Origin of the sequence: Nocardioides currus, from assembly GCF_003057875.1 — a bacterium.
Taxonomy (GTDB): domain Bacteria; phylum Actinomycetota; class Actinomycetes; order Propionibacteriales; family Nocardioidaceae; genus Nocardioides; species Nocardioides currus.
In genome coordinates this window covers 494538-514727 of the sequence record NZ_PYXZ01000001.1, presented here as the reverse complement: position 1 = coordinate 514727, position 20190 = coordinate 494538, and the positions used below count along the sequence as shown (strand labels likewise).

Annotated in this window: 17 protein-coding genes; 7 read left to right on the top strand and 10 right to left on the bottom strand. The window is 72.8% G+C overall.

Features of this window, described 5'->3' with window-relative positions:
- Positions 1–31: 31 nt before the first annotated feature.
- A complete protein-coding gene (locus C7S10_RS02455; protein WP_108342800.1) occupies positions 32–1234 on the top strand; it encodes a homogentisate 1,2-dioxygenase in 1203 nt (400 codons plus the stop codon).
- 73 nt (positions 1235–1307) lie between these two features.
- On the opposite strand, the gene C7S10_RS02450 is transcribed toward C7S10_RS02455, so the two are convergent.
- Positions 1308–2390 carry a sensor histidine kinase gene (locus C7S10_RS02450; RefSeq protein ID WP_108342799.1) on the bottom strand — a complete coding sequence of 361 codons (1083 nt, stop codon included), beginning with the start codon at positions 2388–2390 and terminating at the stop codon, positions 1308–1310.
- Positions 2387–3052 carry a response regulator transcription factor gene (locus C7S10_RS02445; RefSeq protein ID WP_108342798.1) on the bottom strand — a complete coding sequence of 222 codons (666 nt, stop codon included), beginning with the start codon at positions 3050–3052 and terminating at the stop codon, positions 2387–2389. Before C7S10_RS02445 ends, C7S10_RS02450 begins: the two co-directional genes overlap by 4 nt.
- 154 nt (positions 3053–3206) lie before the next feature.
- Between C7S10_RS02445 and C7S10_RS02440 the strand changes: the two genes are divergently transcribed.
- Both C7S10_RS02440 and C7S10_RS02435 read left to right on the top strand, forming a co-directional pair.
- Complete coding sequence (locus tag C7S10_RS02440) at positions 3207–3716, top strand: M15 family metallopeptidase (protein ID WP_108342797.1); 510 nt, start codon at positions 3207–3209, stop codon at positions 3714–3716.
- A 44-nt stretch (positions 3717–3760) separates the two neighbouring features.
- Positions 3761–5083, top strand: a complete 1323-nt coding sequence (locus C7S10_RS02435; protein WP_108342796.1) for a multidrug effflux MFS transporter — start codon at positions 3761–3763, stop codon at positions 5081–5083.
- A 7-nt stretch (positions 5084–5090) separates the two neighbouring features.
- Here the strand turns inward: C7S10_RS02435 and C7S10_RS02430 are convergent, their stop codons facing one another.
- The 4 genes from C7S10_RS02430 to C7S10_RS02415 all read right to left on the bottom strand — a co-directional run bounded on the left by C7S10_RS02430 (position 5091) and on the right by C7S10_RS02415 (position 10919).
- Positions 5091–7007, bottom strand: a complete 1917-nt coding sequence (locus C7S10_RS02430; RefSeq protein WP_108342795.1) for an ABC transporter ATP-binding protein — start codon at positions 7005–7007, stop codon at positions 5091–5093.
- Complete coding sequence (locus C7S10_RS02425; protein ID WP_108342794.1) at positions 7004–8905, bottom strand: ABC transporter ATP-binding protein; 1902 nt, start codon at positions 8903–8905, stop codon at positions 7004–7006. Before C7S10_RS02425 ends, C7S10_RS02430 begins: the two co-directional genes overlap by 4 nt.
- A 70-nt stretch (positions 8906–8975) precedes the next feature.
- Positions 8976–10064, bottom strand: coding sequence for an N-ethylmaleimide reductase (gene nemA, locus C7S10_RS02420; protein WP_108342793.1), 1089 nt, complete (start codon positions 10062–10064; stop codon positions 8976–8978).
- A 36-nt stretch (positions 10065–10100) separates the two neighbouring features.
- Complete coding sequence (locus C7S10_RS02415; protein WP_108342792.1) at positions 10101–10919, bottom strand: oxidoreductase; 819 nt, start codon at positions 10917–10919, stop codon at positions 10101–10103.
- A gap of 97 nt (positions 10920–11016) precedes the next feature.
- Here C7S10_RS02415 and C7S10_RS02410 point away from each other — a divergent pair, with 97 nt between their 5' ends.
- Positions 11017–11553, top strand: a complete 537-nt coding sequence (locus tag C7S10_RS02410; RefSeq protein ID WP_108342791.1) for a TetR/AcrR family transcriptional regulator — start codon at positions 11017–11019, stop codon at positions 11551–11553.
- Positions 11554–11565: 12 nt separating this feature from the next.
- Here the strand turns inward: C7S10_RS02410 and C7S10_RS02405 are convergent, their stop codons facing one another.
- The gene (locus C7S10_RS02405; RefSeq protein ID WP_108342790.1) at positions 11566–12684 is read right to left on the bottom strand and encodes a glycosyltransferase; all 1119 of its coding nucleotides are present in this window, start codon (positions 12682–12684) and stop codon (positions 11566–11568) included.
- Between the two features lie 108 nt (positions 12685–12792).
- Between C7S10_RS02405 and C7S10_RS02400 the strand changes: the two genes are divergently transcribed.
- Both C7S10_RS02400 and C7S10_RS02395 read left to right on the top strand, forming a co-directional pair.
- The gene (locus tag C7S10_RS02400; protein ID WP_279303150.1) at positions 12793–15195 is read left to right on the top strand and encodes an FdhF/YdeP family oxidoreductase; all 2403 of its coding nucleotides are present in this window, start codon (positions 12793–12795) and stop codon (positions 15193–15195) included.
- A 7-nt stretch (positions 15196–15202) separates the two neighbouring features.
- Positions 15203–16189, top strand: a complete 987-nt coding sequence (locus C7S10_RS02395) for a pirin family protein (RefSeq protein ID WP_108342789.1) — start codon at positions 15203–15205, stop codon at positions 16187–16189.
- A 210-nt stretch (positions 16190–16399) separates the two neighbouring features.
- Here C7S10_RS02395 and C7S10_RS02390 read toward each other — a convergent pair whose 3' ends face one another.
- The 3 genes from C7S10_RS02390 to C7S10_RS02380 form a co-directional block, all read right to left on the bottom strand.
- Entirely contained in the window at positions 16400–17839 is a 1440-nt protein-coding gene (locus C7S10_RS02390; protein ID WP_108342788.1) for an LLM class flavin-dependent oxidoreductase, read from the bottom strand.
- Positions 17840–18021: 182 nt separating this feature from the next.
- Positions 18022–18795, bottom strand: coding sequence for a type I methionyl aminopeptidase (gene map, locus C7S10_RS02385; protein WP_108342787.1), 774 nt, complete (start codon positions 18793–18795; stop codon positions 18022–18024).
- Positions 18796–18805: 10 nt separating this feature from the next.
- Positions 18806–19372 carry a TerD family protein gene (locus tag C7S10_RS02380; RefSeq protein ID WP_108342786.1) on the bottom strand — a complete coding sequence of 189 codons (567 nt, stop codon included), beginning with the start codon at positions 19370–19372 and terminating at the stop codon, positions 18806–18808.
- 95 nt (positions 19373–19467) lie between these two features.
- Here C7S10_RS02380 and C7S10_RS02375 point away from each other — a divergent pair, with 95 nt between their 5' ends.
- Positions 19468–20175, top strand: a complete 708-nt coding sequence (locus C7S10_RS02375) for a flavodoxin family protein (protein ID WP_108342785.1) — start codon at positions 19468–19470, stop codon at positions 20173–20175.
- Positions 20176–20190 lie beyond the last annotated feature (15 nt).

The following is a 20190-nucleotide window of genomic DNA, read 5'->3' as shown; positions in this document are numbered from 1 at the left end:
CGATTGCGTCCGATTTCCGAACGGAGCGACCGTGGCCTTCTACCGCAGCGTCGGGACGATCCCGCCCAAGCGTCACACCCAGCACCGCGACGAGTCCGGCGCGCTCTACTACGAGGAGCTGATGGGGGAGGAGGGCTTCTCCTCCGACTCCTCCCTGCTCTACCACCGGGGTGTGCCGTCGGCCCTCGTTAACAGCCAGGTCTGGGAGCTCTCCGACCAGACCCGCACGCCCAACCACCCGCTCAAGGCGCGCCACCTCAAGCTGCACTCGCTCGAGACCGGCTCCTGCCCGGTCGAGGGCCGTCGGCTGGTGCTCGGCAACAACGACGTCCGCCTCACCTACGTCGTCACCGGCGGCCAGTCCAGCCCGCTCTACCGCAACGCCATCGGCGACGAGTGCGTGTACGTCGAGTCCGGCACCGGCACCGTCGAGTCGGTCTTCGGCGTCGTGCCCTACCGCGCCGGCGACTACGTCGTCATCCCGCGTGCGACCACCCATCGCTGGGTGCCGGCGGAAGCGAGCCGGCTCTACGCGATCGAGGCCAACAGCCACATCCACCCGCCCAAGCGCTACCTCTCGCGGTTCGGGCAGATGCTCGAGCACGCCCCCTACTGCGAGCGCGACCTGCACGGGCCGACGTCGCCGTACCTCGTGGAGGGCGAGGACGTCGACGTGCTGGTCAAGCACCGCACCAGCGCGGGCGTGGTCGGCACCCGGATGACCTACGCGACGCACCCCTTCGACGTCGTCGGCTGGGACGGTTGCCTGTATCCCTACACGTTCAACATCGACGACTACATGCCGATCACCGGCAAGATCCACCAGCCGCCGCCGGTGCACCAGGTCTTCGAGGGCTGGAACTTCGTGATCTGCAACTTCCTGCCTCGCAAGGTCGACTACCACGAGCTCTCGATCCCGGTGCCCTACTACCACTCCAACGTCGACAGCGACGAGGTCATGTTCTACGTCGGCGGCGACTACGAGGCGCGCAAGGGCTCGGGCATCAACCTCGGCTCGATCTCGCTGCACCCGGGCGGCTACGCCCACGGCCCCCAGCCCGCCGCCATCGAGGCGTCGCTGGGCGCGGAGTACTTCGACGAGTCGGCCGTCATGGTCGACACCTTCGCCCCGCTCGACCTCGGCGAGGGCGGCCTCGCGGTCGAGGACCCGGCCTACGCGTGGACCTGGGCCGGCCGCGGCCCGGACGACCCCGCGGTCTTCAGCAACAGCTGAGTCGGCGTGAACTCGGCGCCGAGTCGGCGCGAACTCGGTGCCGAGTCGGCGTGAAACCACTGCCGAGTCGGCCCTAGCCGGCCGCCGAGTCGGCGCGAAGTCGGACGGTCACGACCAGCCCGCCTCCCTCGCGTACGGCGAGCGCGAGCGTCCCGTCGTGGGCGCGGACGATGCTCGCGACGATGGCGAGGCCCAACCCGACTCCGGAGTCGTCGCTGCGGGCGCGCCGGTTGCCGCGCTGGAACGGCTCGGTGAGGGTCGCGACCAGCGACGGCGCGAGGACGGCGCCGGTGTTCTCGACGCGCAGCTCGACGTCGTCGCGCCCGGCGGCGGTGGTGACCCACACGCGTCCGCCCCGGTCGTTGTGCACGATCGCGTTGTGGACGAGGTTGGTCGTCAGCTGCAGCAGCAGGGCGTGCGAGCCGAGGACCGCGGCGACGTCGCCCGTCGTCTCCAGGGTGATGGCGCGCTCCTCGGCGAGCGGCAGCAGGGTCTCGGTCGCCTCCTCCGCCGCCAGCGACAGGTCGACCCGCTCACGGGTGAAGGCGCGCTGGTCGCTGCGGCTCAGCAGCAGCAGCGCCTCGGTGAGGTCGATCGCCCGCGCGTTCACCGCGTGCAGCTGCTCGACGAGCTCGGCCGTGCCGCGTCCCGGGTCCCGGCGCGCCACGTCGAGCAGGGTCTGGGTGATGGCGAGCGGGGTGCGCAGCTCGTGCGAGGCGTTGGCGGCGAAGCGTTGCTGCTCGGCGACCTGCGCCTCCAGCCGGGCGAGCATGGTGTCGAAGGCGTCGGCGAGCTCACGGAACTCGTCGGTCGGGCCCTCCATCAGGATGCGGTGCGACAGCGACCCGCCGGCGGCCTGGCGGGTGGCGTGCGTGATCCGGTCGAGGGGCGCGAGCATCGCCCCCGCAAGCACCCACCCGCCGGCGAGGCCGAAGGCGAGCAGGAGGACGAGCGCCGCGGCGGCCTTGGGCACGAACGCCCGCTGCAGGTCGGAGCGGTTGGGGACGAACATGCCGCCCGCGTCGATCACGTCGGGCACGTAGCGCAGCAGGAAGACCCACACGACGGCAAGCAGCAGCACGCCGGCCACCATCAAGAACCCGGCGTAGCTCAGCGTGAGCTTGAGCCGGACGCTCATCCCGGGCGGCCTGCTCATCCTCCCGCCTCGATCCGGTAGCCCACACCCGGCACGGTCGCGATGATCCACGGCTGGCCGAGCCGCTTGCGCAACGCCGAGACGGTGATCCGCACCGCGTTGGTGAAGGGGTCGGCGTTCTCGTCCCACGCTCGCTCGAGGAGGGCCTCGGCGCTGACCACGCCGCCGCCGGCGGTGAGCAGGACCTCCAGCACGGCGAACTGCTTGCGCGTGAGGGCGACGTAGCGCCCGTCGCGGAAGACCTCGCGGCGGAACGGGTCGAGGCGCAGGCCGGCGAGCTCCAGCACGGGTGGCCTGGCGTGAGCGCGGCGACGGTCCAGCGCCCGGAGGCGCAGCACGAGCTCGCGCAGCTCGAAGGGCTTGGTGAGGTAGTCGTCGACGCCGAGCTCGAAGCCGCTGGCCTTGTCGTCGAGCCGGTCGGCCGCGGTGAGCATCAGGATCGGCATCCCGCTGCCGGTCGCCACGATGTGCCGGGCGACCTCGTCGCCCGATGGGCCGGGGATGTCGCGGTCGAGGACGGCGATGTCGTAGGCGTTGAGGTCGAGCAGCTCGAGGGCCGTGTCGCCGTCCGGCGCGATGTCGGCGGCGATCGCCTCGAGGCGCAGGCCGTCACGGACGGCTGTGGCCAGGAGGGGTTCGTCCTCGACGATCAGCACGCGCATGGTGGCTCGATGCTACGAGCCGGCGCGTATCGCCGGCGTATCGAAAACCGCATACGACCCGGCAACGCGCGGATCCCTTGGGTGGTCGCATGAGCACCCCACGACGTTCTTCTCCTCCGCTTCGCTCCTCCGAACAACGCCGCAGGGACCCCGCATGACCACCATCTCGAGAATCCTGACCGGCGTCGTCGCGATCGCCGCCGCCGTGGTCGGCGTCGCCGCCTCCCCCACCCTCGACGGGGTGCGGCACGACGACGCGACCACCCGCGTGGGCACGACCGGGCTCGACCCGGGGCTGCGCGCGGCGATCCGTCGGGCCACGGACGCCGCGGCGGCCGACGGCGTGACGGTCCGCATCACCAGCGGCTGGCGCTCGCCGGCCCACCAGCGCCGGCTGCTCGCCGCCGCCGTCGAGGAGTACGGCTCCGAAGAGGAGGCGGCCCGCTGGGTCGCGACCCCGGAGACGTCGCCGCACGTGCAGGGCGAGGCCGTCGACATCGGGCCGTACGACGCGATGGACTGGATGTCGCGGCACGGCTCCGCCTTCGGGCTCTGCCAGATCTACGCCAACGAGCCGTGGCACTACGAGGTGCGACCACGCGCGGTCGAGGACGGGTGCCCGGCGGCGTACGACGACCCGACCCAGGACCCGCGAATGCGGTAACCGCTGTTTGCGGGGATCGGGTCGACGGGTGGTCTGATGGCGACATGAGCGCGGGGGGACGGGTCGAGGAGGCCTCGGTCGTCGCGCCCCGCCTCGCCGTCCTGGTGCCCCTGGTCCTCGCGATGCTCTCGATGATCGGGCCCTTCAGCATCGACACGCCCTTCCCGGCGTTCCCGGAGATCCGTGACGAGTTCGGCGTCGGCACCGGCCGGCTCCAGCTGATCGTCACGGCCTACATGCTCGCGTTCGCCGCGATGAGCATCTTCCACGGCCCGCTCTCGGACTCGATCGGTCGGCGGCCCGTCATCCTCGGCTCGGTCGGGGTGTACGCCGCGGCGTCGATCGCCTGCACGTTCGCCCCCACCTTCGAGCTGCTGCTGGCCGGGCGCGTGCTCCAGGGCCTGAGTGCCGGCGGGGCCACCATCGTCAGCCGCACCGTGATCCGCGACATGTTCGAGGGCGAGCAGGCGCAACGGTTGATGAGCCGGGTGGCGCTGATCTTCGGGCTGGCCCCCGCGGTCGCCCCCGTCGTGGGCGGCGGCCTCCTCCAGGTCGGCCCGTGGCAGCTGGTCTTCGCCTTCCAGGTGGTCCTCGGTGTCGTGCTGATCGTCGCGACGCTCGTCGTGCTCCCGGAGACGCACCCGGTCGCCGCGACGCTCGTCGTGCTCCCGGAGACGCACCCGGTCGCCGCGCGGGTGCCGCTGCGGCTCGGGGAGATCGCCCGCGGGCTCTCGGCCGTCGTCCGCCAGCCGGCCTTCCACCGGCTCGCGTGGGCCGGCACGCTCGGCTTCGGTGCCCAGTTCCTCTACATCGGCGGCGCGGCCATCTTCGTGGTCGACCTGCTCGGCCTCGGTGAGCTCGACTTCTGGGTGCTCTTCGTCCCGATGATCGGCTCGATGATGGTCGGGTCGTGGATCAGCGGACGCAGCGCCGGCCTGGTCACGCAGCGCAGCCTCGTGTCGGTGGGCTACTGCCTCACCCTCCTGGGCGGCGTCGTCGGCGTCGGGCTCGCCGCGTCGCCGCTGTCCACGGACCTGCCGTGGGCTGTCGTCGGGCCGAGCCTGATCGGCCTGGGCAACGGCATGGCCTTCCCGTCGATCCAGCTGATGACGCTGGACCTGCTGCCCACGCGGCGGGGGGCGGTGATGAGCTGCCTGACCTTCCTGACGCTGATCTTCAACGCCGTGGCGGCGGTCGCGCTCACGCCGTACGTCGCCACCAGCACGCTCGGCCTCGCGCTCACCGCCCTCGTGGTGACCGGTCTCGGGTCACTGTCCTGGGCGTGGCACTGCGCGGCGACCCGCCCGGTGCCCGATCCGGCCGCCGACCCGGCCACGGTCCCGACCACCGGGCCGGGCGGGGCCTGAACGGGGCTCAGGAGGTCCAGGCCCGCCAGAGGGCGGCGTACTCCCGGTCCAGGTCGACCAGCTCGTGGTGGCTGCCCAGCTCGACGATCCGGCCGTCGATGACGACCGCGATCCGGTCGGCGTCGTGGGCGGTGTGGAGGCGGTGCGCGATGGCGACGACCGTGCGGCCCTCGAGCAGGTTGTTCATCGAGCCCTCGAGCGTGCGCGCCGTGCGCGGGTCGATCAGCGAGGTGGCCTCGTCGAGGACGAGGGTGTGCGGGTCGGCGATGATCAGCCGCGCCAGCGCGACCTGCTGGGCCTGCGCCGGGGTGAGCGCGTGGCGCCCGGAGCCGATCACGGTGTCGAGCCCCTGGGGCAGCCGCTCGACCCAGACCAACGACCCCACGGCGGCCAGCGCCGCGCGCACCGCGTCGTCGTCGGAGTCCTCGCGGGCCAGGACGATGTTGTCGCGGACCGTGCCGATGAAGACGTGGTGCTCCTGCGTGACCAGGGCGACCTCGGTGCGCAGCACCTCGAGCGGCAGGTCGACCAGCTCGACCCCGCCGATGGCGGCCGAGCCGGTGCGGGGACGGTTGATGCCGGACAGCAGGCGTCCCAGCGTCGACTTGCCCGAGCCGCTCGGGCCGACGATCGCCAGCCGCTCGCCGACGGCCAGCTCGAGGTCGATCCCGTGGAGGACGTCGTGGCCCTCGCGGTAGGCGAACCGCAGGTCGCGGCCGACCAGGTCGACGCCGTCGGGCAGGTCGGTGCCGGCCTCGCGGTCGGGCTGCACCTCGGCGATGCCGAGCAGCCGGCTCGTCGAGGCGGCGCCGACCTGGAGCCGGTCGATCTCGCCGATCAGGCGGTCGAGGGGATCGCTCAGCGCCTCGACGTACAGCACCGCCGCCGTGATCTGCCCGAGGTCGACCCAGCCGCGCGAATAGGCGAACGCGCCCACCAGCAGCGTGATGACGCGCGGGGTCTGGAAGGCGAAGTTGAGCGCCGTGAAGAGGATGTTGCGCAGCGACATCGTGTAGCGCTCGGCCTGCGCCGAGACCTCGATGTCGCGGTCGCCGGCCCTGACCCGCACGCCGGTCAGTCCCAGGGCCTCGATGGTGCGGGCGCCCTCGACGGTCTCGGTCAGCGTGGTGTTGATGCGGGAGTAGGTCGAGCCCTCGGTGATGTAGGCCTTCGGTGCTCGGCGCAGGTAGCCCCGCACAGCTCGGGCAGACGTCGCGAAGGTCAGCAGGGCGGGTACGGCGAGGACGACCGAGTTGAGGAGCATGGCGCCGATCGAGAGCAGCACCGTGAGGAACGAGATGATCGCCATCGGGACGCCGAACTGCACCGAGCGGCTCATGGTGCCCACGTCGCGGGTGACCCGGGTGACGAGGTCGCCGGTGCTCGCCCCCTCGACCGCCCCGAGGGGCAGCCGCAGGATCGTGCGCACGATGTACTCGCGCGCGGTCGAGAGCAGGTCCTGCCCGAAGATCGTCGAGGTGCGCTGGGCCACGAAGGTGAAGCCCGCCTGGAGGAGCACGACGCCGACGATCACCAGGGCCAGGGTGTCGAGGGGCAGGCCGCCGCCGTCGACCGCCGTGTTGACCAGCTCGCCGAGCAGACGAGGTACGACCAATCCGGTGGCGGCCGCCAGCGCGTTGAGCACGACGAGGGCCGCGAACATCCCGCGGCGCCGGGACAGCAGGTCGCGGAAGAAGGCGAGCACCTCGCGGTTGCCCGACACGGGCCAGCCGCGCTCCGGATTGCGCGAGGCGGCGTAGACCTCCTCGGCCCGCTGGCGGCGCAGGTCGTGCCGCTCCCACAGGGTGCGGTTGCGCTCGCGCCAGCCGGCGTCGATCGGCGGGTGCAGCGCGTCCGGCACGGCCGGCTCGTCGAGGTCGCGGTCGCGCCAGGTGTCGGAGGAGGTGGCGAGCACGTCGGTCATCGCGATGCCCCCTCGTCGACCGGGTCGTCGGCCTCGTCGAGCGCCCGGGCGACGACGCTGCGGTAGGTCGCGTCGTGCTCGAGCAGGTGGGCGTGGTCGCCGTCCGCGGCCACCACGCCGTCCTGCAACAGCACGACCCGGTCGGCGTGGTGGAGCCACAGCGGCGACACCGTGCACACCACGGTGGTGCGGCCCCGACGCAGGGTCGTGACGCGCTCGGCGATCCGCGCCTCGGTGTGGGCGTCCACGGCGGAGGTGGGCTCCACCAGCACGAGGATCGGCGCCTCGACGGCGAGCGCGCGGGCCAGCACGACCCGCTGGCGCTGACCGCCCGAGAGCCCGCGACCGCGTTCGTCGAGCTGGCCCTGCCAGCCCTCGGGCAGCGCGTCGTAGACGTCCTCGGCGTTGGCGGCCCGCAGCGCGTCCTCGGCGGCCTCGCGGGTCAGTCGTCCGTGCGGGTCGATGGCGTCCTGGAGGGTGCCGGCGAACAGGCTGCTGCCGGTGTCGCTCACGAGCACCACGCGGCGTACGTCGTCGAGGCCAGCCTCCGACAGGTCGACGCCGCCGACCCGCACGCCCCACGCGCGGGTCGCGACCTCCTCGTCCCTGGCGGCGATGCGCGCGCGGCGGCGTTCGCGGTCGGCCCGCGCCTGCCGGGCCGCGCGGCCCTTGAGCTCGTCGTCCTCGTCCTCACCGACCGGGTTGGTGTCGGGCGGCAGGTAGCGGCCGAGTCGGTCGGCCAGGGCCGAGCTCTGCTCGGGCACCGCGCTCACCACGACCGTGAGCTCGCCCGGACGGGCGGTGAAGCCGCTGAGGTCGTCGGTGATCTCGGCGGTGCCGTCCAGCGGTCGGGGTGCCGCGGGCTCGCGCCACGGCGGGGCCTGCTCGAAGATCGCGATCGCGCGGCGCGCGCTCACGAGGGCCCGCGTGCCCTTCTGGGCGAGCTCGAAGAAGGTGCGGATGGGCCCGACCATGAACAGGCCGTAGCCGAGGAAGCTGACGAGCTGCCCGACGGTGAGCTCGCCGGACTCGACCTCGCGCGTTCCGAGCCAGACCAGGCTGACGAGGAAGATCCCGGAGAACAGGACGCCGACGGCCTCGACGGCCGCCTGCCAGATGCCGGACGACACGCCCGCCCGGCGGGCCTGCTGCGACTGGTGGGCGTAGTTGCGGCCGAAGGTCTCCTCGCCGCCGATCCCGCGCAGGATGCGCAGCCCCGCCACGATGTCGGTGGCCAGCGAGGTCAGCTCGGAGTTGCGGCTGCGCTCGACCTGCTGGCGCCGATGCAGCGGGCGGAGCAGGGGAAGGGCCGCGCCGAGCAGGACGGGGGCGGCGACCAGCACGAGGATCCCGAGCTCGACCGACATCGACAGCACGATCGCGGCCACCGTGAGGTAGGAGACGAGCTGGGCCGCCGACCGGGCCAGGATCTCGGTCAGCGCACCGAACTCGTCGGAGTCGCTGGAGGCCACGCTGAGCACCTCCCCGGTCGGCGACCGTCGCGGGAGCACGTGGCCCATCTGGGCGATCTTGCGAGTCACCATCTGCGTCGTGCCGTAGAGGCTGATCAGCCAGGAGCGCACGACCAGGGTGTGGAACACGACCCCGAAGACGCCGCCGACCAGGACCACGGCGAGCATCACGCCCGCCCAGCCGAGGAGGTGCGGCGTGGAGCCGGCGAGGATGCCGTCGTCGACGGCACGGCCGAAGATGTAGGGCCCGAAGGTCAGTGGCAGCAGCCACAGCAGGCAGGCCGCCGTGGACGCGAGGATGACCTGCCACTGCTGGCGGAGGATCCATCGCAGGAACGCCGCGGGCGACCGGGTGTCGGGGTCCGGCGAGGGGGCGTCGTCCGTGTCGGTGAAGAACGTCGCGATCCGGGGTGGGAAGTCCTGCATGCGGTGGCCCAGCCTAGGCGCCGGGTGCCTCCGGACGCGAAGCGTTGAGCCCGGCCGGGTGCCGGGTGGCTCAGGCGTAGGCCGGGTAGTCCGTGTAGCCCGCCGCGTCGCCGCCGTAGAACGTCTCCGGTCGCTGCGGGTTGAGGGGGAGGCCCTCCTCGAGCCGACGCGGCAGGTCGGGGTTGGCGATGAACGTGCGACCGAAGGCGGCGGCGTCGATGAAGCCCTCGGACAGCAGGCGGTCGGCCTTCGCCGCGTCGTAGCTGCCCGCGCCCACGATGACGCCGGGGTGCGCCTCGCGCAGCGCGCGGCGGTAGTCGTCGTCGAGCTCCGGGCCGCCGGCCCAGTCGGGCTCGGAGAGGTGGAGGAACGCGAGCCCACGCCGCCCGAGCTCGCGTGCGACGTGCAACCCGGCCTCGGCGCCCTCGGGATCGGTCGTGCCGTTGAACGAGCCGATCGGCGAGATCCGCACTCCGACGCGGTCGGCCGACCAGGCGCCGGCCACGGCGTCGGTGACCTCGAGCATCAGCCGGGCGCGGTTCTCCAGCGAGCCGCCGTAGGCGTCGGTGCGCTCGTTGGCGTCGGCGGCCAGGAACTGGTGCAGCAGGTAGCCGTGGGCGCCGTGGATCTCGACCAGGTCGAAGCCGGCCTCGCGGGCGTTGAGCGTCGCGCGCCGGTAGTCCTCGACCACGCGCGGGATCTCGTCGAGGTCGAGGGCGCGCGGGATCGGGCAGCTGACCCGCGTCGGCCGGCCGTCCTCACCGCGGACGGTGGTGCGGTTGCGGTAGGGGCCGGAGCTCGCCGAGACCGGGAGCGCGCCGTCGTGGAAGGACTCGTGCGAGACGCGGCCGACGTGCCACAGCTGGGCGGCGATCAGGCCGCCGGCCTCGTGCACGGCGTCGGTGACCGAGCGCCAGCCGCTGACCTGCTCGTCGGAGTAGATGCCCGGGGTGTCCATGTAGCCCTTGCCCTCGGGGCTGATCTGGGTGCCCTCGGAGATCACCAGTCCCGCGCTCGCGCGCTGGACGTAGTAGTCGCGCATCAGGTCGTTGGGCACGTCGCCCGGCACGGTCGCGCGCATCCGGGTCAGCGGGGCCATGAGGACGCGGTTGCGGGCCGTGACGGCGCCGACGGTCAGGGGCTCGAAGAGGGAGGTCACGCGAGCCCAACCGGCGCCCGGTGACGACTATTCCGCTCAGCCCATCACGCGCTTGACGACGCCGTAGAACACCCGCTCGGGCACGACGCGGCGCGCGGCCACGAGGGCCGGGGCGCCGCCACCGACGGCGTACCTCAGCCGCGGACGCTTCGTGTTGACGATCTTCACGATGCGGTCGGCGACCACGGAGGGCGGCGACCCGAGGCGGTCCAGGCGCTCGGCGCTGATCTTCTTCAGCCGGTTCTCGACCTGTCCGGCGTACGCCGATGCGCTCGACATCTCCGTCGCCTGCTGCTCGGCGATGCCGGCCCACTCGGTGCTGATCGCCCCCGGCTGGACGGTGACGGCCCTGATGCCGAAGGGCGCGACCTCGAGGGCGAGGGAGTCGGTCAGCCCCTCCACGGCGTACTTCGAGGCGTGGTACCACGAGCCCAGCGCCTCCCCGAACGTCCCGCCGATGGAGGAGATGTTGACGACGTAGCCGGTGCCGGCGGCGCGCATCCCGGGCAGCACGAGCTGGGTCATCCGGGCGAGTCCGAAGAGGTTGACCTCGATCTGGCGGCGGGCCTCGCTCATCGGCACGTCCTCGAGGGCGCCGTACGACCCGTAGCCCGCATTGTTGACGAGCACGTCGATCGGCCCGGCCTCGGACATGATCTGCTCGACGACCGAGGTCATGGACGCCTCGTCGGTCACGTCGAGCGCGACGGGGCGGATGCCGAGGTCGGCGAGCGGCTGCATGCGGTCGACGCGACGCGCGCCGGCGTAGACGGTGAAGCCGTCGGCGGCGAGGGCCTTGGCGGTGGCCTCCCCGATGCCGCTCGAGGCGCCGGTGACGAGAGCGATCCTGGACATGCCGTTCTCCTGGGGTGGGGTGTATCCAACTGGTTGGTTACAAACGTAGACCCGTGCCTGCTGGAGAAGCAACCAACCAGTTGGTTAGCATGCTCACATGCCCCGTGACGCCACCCAGACACGAGCAGCCATCCTGGCCGCGGCCACGGCGGAGTTCGCGCAGTTCGGGCTCGCCGGTGCCCGCGTCGACCGCATCGCCGCCGGCGCGGGCTGCAACAAGCAGCTCATCTACGCCCACTTCGGCAGCAAGCAGGGCCTCTTCGACGAGGTCGCGGTCACGCACGTGCGTCGCCTGCTCGACTCGGTGCCGATCACGGCCGAGGACCTGCCGGGCTACGCCGTGCGGCTCTTCGAGCACATCGCGGCCCACCCCGACCTCGTGCGCCTCACCATGTGGCAGCAGCTCGAGGGCGGTGGGCTGGCCGCCCTGGCCGACCTGGAGGCGGAGTCGACGGCCGCCAAGGTGAAGGCGGTCCGGGCCGCCCAGCGGGCGGGCCACGTCACCAAGGCTCTGCCTGCGGCGCACCTCGTCACCCTGGTGATCGGGGTGACCATCTCGTGGCTGCTCGAGGGCGACGGCTCCGACCCGCGGAAGTCGATCCGCACCGCGGTCGAGCGCCTCGTCGCGGTGTGAGTCGCGGGCCGTTCAGGCCCGGCGCAGCACGCGCGTGTCGCGGGTGACGTCCTCGTGCACGCCCAGCATCGAGTCGATCGTCGCCGACCACGGGAACAGTTCGGCCCGCGCCCGGGCGCCGCGCCGCCGCGCCTCCACGGGCCGACCCGCGACCTCGAGCACGGCGTCGGCGAGGGACGCCGGGTCGGGGGCTGCCCAGGCGCCGGAGGTGGCGTCCACCAGCTCCCGCGCGCCACCCCGCTCGGCCGTCACCACCGGGGTGCCGCAGGCGAGCGCCTCGAGCACCGCCAGTCCGAAGGTCTCGCTCGGGCACACCGACAGCGAGACGTCGGCGGCGGCGATGTGACCGGCCAGGTCGCGCCGCCCGTCGATGAAGCCGTGGAACGTCACGGGCGCTCCCGAAGCCAGGTCGACCAGCTCGGCCAGGTGCGGGCCGTCGCCGTACACGTCGAGGTGGACTGCGACGCCCCGGCGGTGCAGCTCGACCGCGGTGCGTACGGCGAGGTGCGGGCTCTTCTCGCGCGACAGCCGTCCGAAGTGGGTGAGCCGCAGCGGTCCGTCGCTGCGGACCGGAGCCGGGCAGAAGGTCTCGAGGTCGACGCCCAGCGGCACCCGCACCATCCGGCAGTCGGCGCGCGCGGCGGCGCGGGTGAACTCGTCCTCGGCGTAGCCGGACGTGACGACGACGGTGTCGAAGCTGCGCACGAGGACCCGGTTGAGCAGGGCGATCGACACCTTGGAGGTGGTGTCGAGCCCGGTCCGCTTCGCGAACATGTCGCTGAGGCGCTCGTGGGAGAACAGCACCGAGCCGACGCCCGACCGGCGCGCCCACCGGGCGACCGGCAGCAGGGTGAGCTTGTCGCTGAGCTCGACCGAGGTCGGGCCCCACGCCTCCAGCACGTCGGTGACGCGCCAGGGCTCGACGATGAGCCGGTAGCCGCCGCCGACCCGCGGGGCCCGCAGCTGGACGACGTCGCCCGCGGGCGTCGTGGCCCGCGAGTCCACCGGCCCGGGGATCACCAGCAGCCGTTCGCAGCCCGCGGCGACGTACCCCTCACCGAGCGCGTGGATGGCGGTCTTCATGCCGCCCGAGGCGGGGCCGATGAAGTTGGCCAGCTGGGCGATCCGCATGGGGGCAGGCTGGCTCACGCCGGTAAACGCCGCACGAGGCGGAGGTGACGGGCGCGCGACACCCTTCCGGCGGTGTCGCTGCTCCCGGGTGCGAGGCAAGATGGCCGGGTGACCTTCTTCTCCCAGCTGCGAGACGTCCCCGCCCGGCTCCGTGACGACGCCCGGCAGGTGCCCACCCGAGACATCGACGAGAGCGAGGTGGAGGTCGACTCGACCTCGCACGCCGCAGCCGGCCTGACCGCGGTGACCGTGGCGATGCGCCGCGCGGTCGGCCAGATGGGGGTGCGCCGCACGGCGAGCACGCTGCTGCGGCTCAACCAGGTCGACGGCTTCGACTGCCAGGGCTGCGCGTGGCCCGACCCGGCCCCCGGCCACCGCCACACCGCCGAGTTCTGCGAGAACGGCGCCAAGGCCGTCGCCGAGGAGGCGACCAACCAGAAGCTCGACCGCGCGTTCTTCGCGACGCACTCCGTGGCCGACCTCGCGGAGCGGACGGAGTTCTGGCTGGGCAAGCAGGGACGGATCACGGAGCCGATGGTGCTGCGGCCCGGGGCGACGCACTACGAGCCGATCACCTGGGACGACGCGTTCACCACGATGGCCGGCCACCTCAACCGGCTGCAGAGCCCGGACGAGGCGGTCTTCTACACCTCCGGCAAGACCTCCAACGAGGCCGCCTTCGTCTACCAGCTGTTCGCACGGGCCCTGGGCACCAACAACCTGCCCGACTGCTCCAACATGTGCCACGAGTCCTCGGGGTCGGCGCTGAGCGAGACCATCGGCATCGGCAAGGGCTCGGTCAGCCTCGAGGACATCCACCAGGCCAAGCTGATCGTCGTGGTCGGGCAGAACCCCGGCACCAACCACCCGCGGATGCTCTCGGCGCTCGAGGAGGCCAAGGGCAACGGCGCGCGCATCATCGCGATCAACCCGCTCAAGGAGGCGGGGCTGGTCCGGTTCAAGAACCCACAGACGCCCAAGGGCATGGCGGTCGGTACGGCGCTCGCCGACCTGCACCTGCCGATCCGGCTCAACGGCGACCTCGCGCTCTTCCAGGCGATCGGGTCGCTGCTGGTCGAGTGGGATGCCCTCGACCACGACTTCCTGGCCGAGTACACCGCCGGCTACACCGACTACGCCGCCCACGTCGCCGGCCTGGACTGGGCCCAGGTGGAGACGGCAACGGGGCTGACCCGGCAGCAGATCACCGAGGCGGCGGAGATGTTCCGCGACTCGCCGGCCACGGTCACCTGCTGGGCGATGGGGATCACCCAGCACCACAACTCGGTGGTCACCATCAAGGAGATCGTCAACGTCGCCCTGCTCCAGGGCAACGTCGGCAAGCCGGGCGCCGGGCTGTGCCCGGTGCGCGGCCACTCCAACGTCCAGGGCGACCGCACGATGGGCGTCTGGGAGCGGGTGCCCGACCACTTCCTCGACGCGATCCGCGACGAGTTCGGCTTCGAGCCGCCGCGCGAGCACGGCTTCGACACCGTCGCCGCGATCCAGGCCCTGCGCGACGGCAAGGCCCGGGTCTTCATGGGCATGGGCGGCAACTTCGTGGGAGCGGCTCCCGACACCGAGGTCACCGAGGCGGCCATGCGCAACGCGGCCCTCACGGTCCACGTCTCGACCAAGCTCAACCGGTCCCACGTCGTGCACGGCGGCGAGGCGCTGATCCTCCCGGCGCTCGGGCGCAGCGAGAAGGACCTGACCGGCGGTCGCGTCCAGCGGGTCACGGTCGAGGACTCGATGTCGGCCGTGCACGCCTCGCACGGTCCGCTGGAGCCGGCCTCCGAGCACCTGCGCTCCGAGGTCGACATCGTGTGCTCGCTGGCGCTGGCGACGCTGCCCGGGTCGAGCGTCCCGTGGGCCGCGATGCGCGACGACTACACCCAGATCCGCCGGCACATCGCGCGGGTCGTGCCGGGCTGCGCGGCCTACGACGAGAAGGTCGAGCAGCCGGGTGGGTTCGTGCTGCCGCACCCGCCCCGCGACAACCGGGTCTTCGAGACCGAGAGCGGGAAGGCCGTTCTCACATCCACGCCGCTCGAGGTGCTCGACGTGCCGCCGGGCCGCTTCCTCCTGCAGACCATGCGCTCGCACGACCAGTTCAACACCACGATCTACGGCCTCGACGACCGCTACCGCGGGATCAAGGGCGGACGGCGCGTGGTGTTCGTCCACCCCGACGACATCGCGTCCCTCGGGCGCGCCGACGGCGACCTGGTGGACCTGGTCAGCGAGTGGCGCGACGGTGTGGAGCGCGTGGCGCGCGACTTCCGGATCGTGTCCTACGAGCAGCCGCGCGGCTGCGTCGCGGCCTACTACCCCGAGGCCAACCCGCTCGTCCCGCTCGAGTCGACGGCCGAGAAGAGCAACACCCCGGTCTACAAGTCGGTCGTGGTACGCCTCGACCCGGCGCACTCCGCACGCAGCGGCCCGGGCCAGGCGTCCGGCACCCAGGACACCGGCTCCCACCGCACCGACGAGCCGCACCACCTGGCGTGAGACCGCGATGACCAACCCCGACCGTGACCCCCAGGAGACCGTCGCGGCCACGGGCGACGTCGAGTGCGGCATCGAGGTGCTGACGCCGCGCGACGTCCCCCTCGGCGGTCCGCGGGCGATGCGGGTGCGGCGCACCCTCCCGCAGCGGGAACGCTCCCTGATCGGGGCGTGGTGCTTCGTCGACCACTACGGGCCCGACGAGGTGGCCGAGTCCGGCGGGATGGTCGTCGCGCCCCACCCGCACACCGGGTTGCAGACCGTCAGCTGGCTCTTCGAGGGCGACGTGCAGCACCGCGACAGCGCCGGCAACCAGGCGATGGTGCGTCCCGGCGAGGTCAACCTGATGACGGCCGGGCAGGGGATCAGCCACTCGGAGGTGTCGCCCCCCTCGACCTCCGTCCTGCACGGCGTGCAGCTGTGGGTCGCGCTGCCCGAGGCGAGCCGCCACGTGGCGCCGCACTTCGCCCACCACGCGCCCGCGCTGCGGACCGGGCGCAACTGGCAGGGCCGGGTGTTCCTCGGCTCGCTGCTCGGGGACACGTCCCCGGTCTCGACGTACACCCCGCTCCTCGGTGCCGAGATCGAGCTCGACCCCGGCGCCCACCTCGACCTCGACGTCGACCCGAGTTTCGAGCTGGGCTTCCTCGTCGACGCCGGCACGCTCCGAGTGGACGAGCAGGAGGTGAAGCGCGACGAGCTCGCGTACGTCGCTCCCGGCCGCTCGCGCGTGACGCTGGCCGCCGGCCACGAGGTGGTGCGGGTGGTGGTGCTCGGGGGTCCGCCGTTCGGCGAGGAGATCGTCATGTGGTGGAACTTCGTCGGTCGCAGCCACGAGGAGGTCGTCGCCTTCCGCGAGGAGTGGCAGCACCAGGTCGAGGGCATCGACGACGGGCGCAAAGTGCGCGCCGGTCGCTTCGGCATCGTCGCCGACGAGCCGCTCGCGCCCATCCCCGCGCCGCCACTGCCCAACGCCCGGCTCCGCTCCCGCGGCTGAGCCTCAGCGGTCCCTGCCGCCTGGCCCCCGCTCGCGCTCGCGCTCGCGCTCGAGCGGTGCGTGAGCCACCTTCTCGGGCTCGCGAAGGTGGCTGTGCCACCGCCGACGGGTGGGTACGGCGGCGACACGCCCGCCGGCGGTGCCGGACCCACGTTCCGGTCGGCGAGAAGGTGGCTGTGCCACCGCCGGCTGCGTTCCCGCCGGTGAGCCTCAGCGCCGGGCGAGACCCGCGATCCGCTCGACGTCGTCCGCGCCGCCGAGGTCGGGCAGGGCCAGGAAGATCGTCCCGACACCCTCCTCGAGCAGCCGGTCGTGGCGCTCCCGGTGTGCGACCACGTCGCCGGCGTGGTGCCGCGCCGCGAAGTCGGCGGCCTTGGCCCGCCCGCGCAGCCGCTCGACCCGGGTCCACGCGTCGTCCCGGTCATCGCCCACCACGGCGATGTCCAGCACGGTGACCGCGACCTCGTCGTGCGGGCGGCCGACGTCGTCGCAGTGCTTCCGGAGCACGGCCGTCTTGCGGCGTACCGTCTCGAGGTCGCCCTGCACGTTGCATGCGTCGCCCCACCGGGCGGCGATCCGCAGCGTCCGCTGCTCGCCGCCCCCGCCGATGACCAGGGGCAGCGGGCCGGCCGGTCGCGGGTAGCAGGTCGTCTCGGGCAGGTCGACGCGATCGCCCGCGTAGGCCTTGGTGCCGGGGGCCCAGAGCGCCCGCACCGTCTCCGCAGCCACCTCGAGGTCGTCGAGGCGTTGCGCGGTGGGCGGGAAGTCGAGGGCGTACGCCGCGTGCTCCCGTCCCCACCAGCCCGCACCGAGGCCACAGAACGCCCGGCCCCCGGTCAGCACGTCCAGCGTCGCGGCCGCCTTGGCGATGATGCCGGGGGACCGGAACGTCGCCGGCGTGCAGAGCGTGCCCAGCTCGAGGTCGGTGCCGAGCGCGGCCAGCGCCCCCAGCGTCACCCACGGCTCGGGGATCGGGTCCCACGCGCGCCCGACCTGCGGGATCTGGATCAGGTGGTCCATCAGCGCGAGGCCGGCGAACCCCGCCTCGTCGGCCGCGCGGGCGACGTCACGCAGCCAGGCGAGCGGGTCATCGTCCCAGGGGAAGCGGGAGACCTGGAGCAGCACGCGCGGACCGGACCCGGGGGCGGGCTCCGCGGCGGGTGTCGTCGACGTGACGGGCTCCGGCGCGTCGGTGGCGACGGCGCGGACGTCCCAGCCCTCGGCGTCGAGCTCCGCGCGGACCTCCCGCATCCGTTGCAGCTGGGCGCCGAGGACGGGGGCCGGCACCGGCCGGTCGCGGGCGGAGTTGCGGGCGCGGCAGACCGCGGCCGGGGTGTCGAGGACGACCGCGACGGTCGCGAACCCGTGCTGGCGGGCGAGCTCGGCCCACCCGGCTCGCCGCTCCGGGTCCAGGCCCAGCGTGTCGACGACGACGGTCAGCCCGCGACGTACCCGCCCCTCCACGATCTGGTCGAGAAGGCGGAACGCGTCGTCGGAGGCGTCGAGGTCGGACGGGCCGCTGCCCACGACCGCGCGCAGGGCGTCGGAGGACACCACCTCGACGTCCCGGTGGTGCCGCGCCGCCCAGGTCGACTTCCCTGAGCCCGACGCGCCGACCAGGACGACCAGCGCGGGGTCGGGGATCTGCACGTCCGCAGTGTCCCACCGCCGCGCGCCCGCCGCGGTGCGTGAGCCACCGTCGGGCGGGCGAGAGTGTGGCTGGGCCACCGCCGCTCGGTGTGTACGGCGCCGCGCGCGCCGCGGTGCGTGAGCCACCGTCGGGCGGGCGAGAGTGTGGCTGTGCCACCGCCGCTCGGCGTCCACCAGGCGGCTCAGCCCCGCAGCGTCAGCACCTCGATGCCGTCCTCGGTGACGGCGATGGTGTGCTCGCTGTGGGCGGTCAGGCAGCCGGTCGCGCTGCGCAGCGTCCAGCCGTCGTCGTCGGTGACGAGCTCGTCGGTGTCGGCCATCACCCAGGGCTCGAGGGCGAGCAGGAGCCCGGGCCGCAGGGCGTAGCCACGACCGGGGCGGCCGGCGTTGGCGATGTGCGGGTCCTGGTGCATGGTCGACCCGACGCCGTGCCCGCCGAACTGGAGGTTCACGGGGTAGCCCTCCTCGGTGAGCACCGAGCCGATCGCGTGGGACAGGTCGCCGACCTTGGCACCCGGGGCGGACGCCGCGGCGATGCCGGCCTCGAGCGCGCGCTCCGTGGCCGTGATCATCGACAGGCTCTCGGCGGGCTGCGCGGCGCCGACGACGAAGCTGACCGCCGAGTCGGCGACCACGCCGCCGAGCGACACCGCGAGGTCGAGGGTGAGCAGGTCACCCTCGGCGAGGGTGTGGTCGCGCGGCAGCCCGTGGAGCACGGCGTCGTTGACCGATGTGCAGATGTAGTGGCCGAAGGGTCCGCTGCCGAACGACGGCGCGTAGTCGACGTAGCAGGACACCCCGCCGGCGTCGGTGATCATCGCCTTCGTCCAGGCGTCGATGTCGAGGAGGTTGGTCCCGACGGTGCTGCGCTCCTGCATGGTCGAGAGGATGTTCGCCACGAGTGCGCCGGCCTCGCGTGCCTGGGGCAGCCGGGTGGGGCTGAGGAGCTCGATCACGGGTGGTCCTTCAGAGGTAGGGGAGCAGCGACTCGATCGAGTCGGTCGGGGTCTTCAGCGCGATGCCGGCGCCGATGGCGTGCAGCGTCCAGCCGTCGCCCTTCCGCGCCAGCCGGGCCATCACCAGTCCGGTCTCGCGCACGCCGAGGGTCAGCGTGAACCGGGCGAGCTCCACGCCGTCGTCGTCGACGAGCCGGCAGTAGGCGTTGCGGACGAACTCGAGGCTGTGGCCCTGGTAGCTGCTGACCAGCAGCAGGATCGAGTCGACCGGGCCGTGGACGCGCGCGAGGTCGACGTCGATCGACTCGTCGTCGTCCTCGCCGCGACCCGTGGTGTTGTCGCCGAGGTGCACGACCGAGCCGTCGCGGGTGCTGAGGTGGTTGAAGAACGCGATGTCGAAGAACTGGCTCCCGGCGAACTGCAGCGCCGAGGCGTCGAGGTCGACCGGGGCGGCACCGCTGCCCGCGAAGCCGCCCGTGTGGGCGTACTCCCAGCCGACGGCCATCCGCACCTTCGTCAGGGGCCGGCCGTCCTCGGTGGCGAGCGCCAGGGACTGGCCCGCGGTCAGGTCGATCATGGCGTCGAACCTACCCGGCGCGTCAGGTCTTACGTCGCGGTGACGATCGAGCGGCGCACCTTGCCCCGCGCCGCGGCGAGGAGCAGGCTCCGGGCATGAGCGACGACGACTTCAGCGACCTCCGGGCGGTCTACCTCAACGGCACCCTCAAGCCGAGCCCGACGCCCAGCCACACCGACGGCCTCGTCGAGGTCAGTGCGGCGATCATGCGCAAGCACGGCGTCCACGTCGACGTGATCCGCGCCGTCGACCACGACATCGCGCCCGGTGTCTATCCCGACATGACCGAGCACGGCGCCGCCAGCGACGCCTGGCCCGAGCTGTGGAAGACGGTGAAGGCGGCGCACATCATCGTGCTCGCCGGACCCATCTGGCTGGGCGACAACTCCAGCGTCACCAAGCGCGTGGTCGAGCGCCTCTACGCCATGTCGGGCGAGCTCAACGACGCCGGCCAGTACGGCTACTACGGCAAGGTCGCGGGCTGCCTCGTCACCGGCAACGAGGACGGCATCAAGCACTGCGCGATGAACCTGCTCTACAGCCTCCAGCACCTCGGCTGCACGATCCCGCCCAACGCGGACGCCGGCTGGATCGGCGAGGCGGGGCCTGGCCCGTCCTACCTCGACGAGGGCAGCGGCGGCCCGGAGAACGACTTCACCAACCGCAACACGACCTTCATGACCTGGAACCTCATGCACGCGGCCCGTCTCCTCGGCGGCGCCTTCCCGGTCGGCGGCAACAGCCGCAAGGAGTGGGACGCGGGCGCCCGGTTCGACTTCGAGAACCCGGAGTACCGCGCCTGAGGCCGTTGTCGGCGA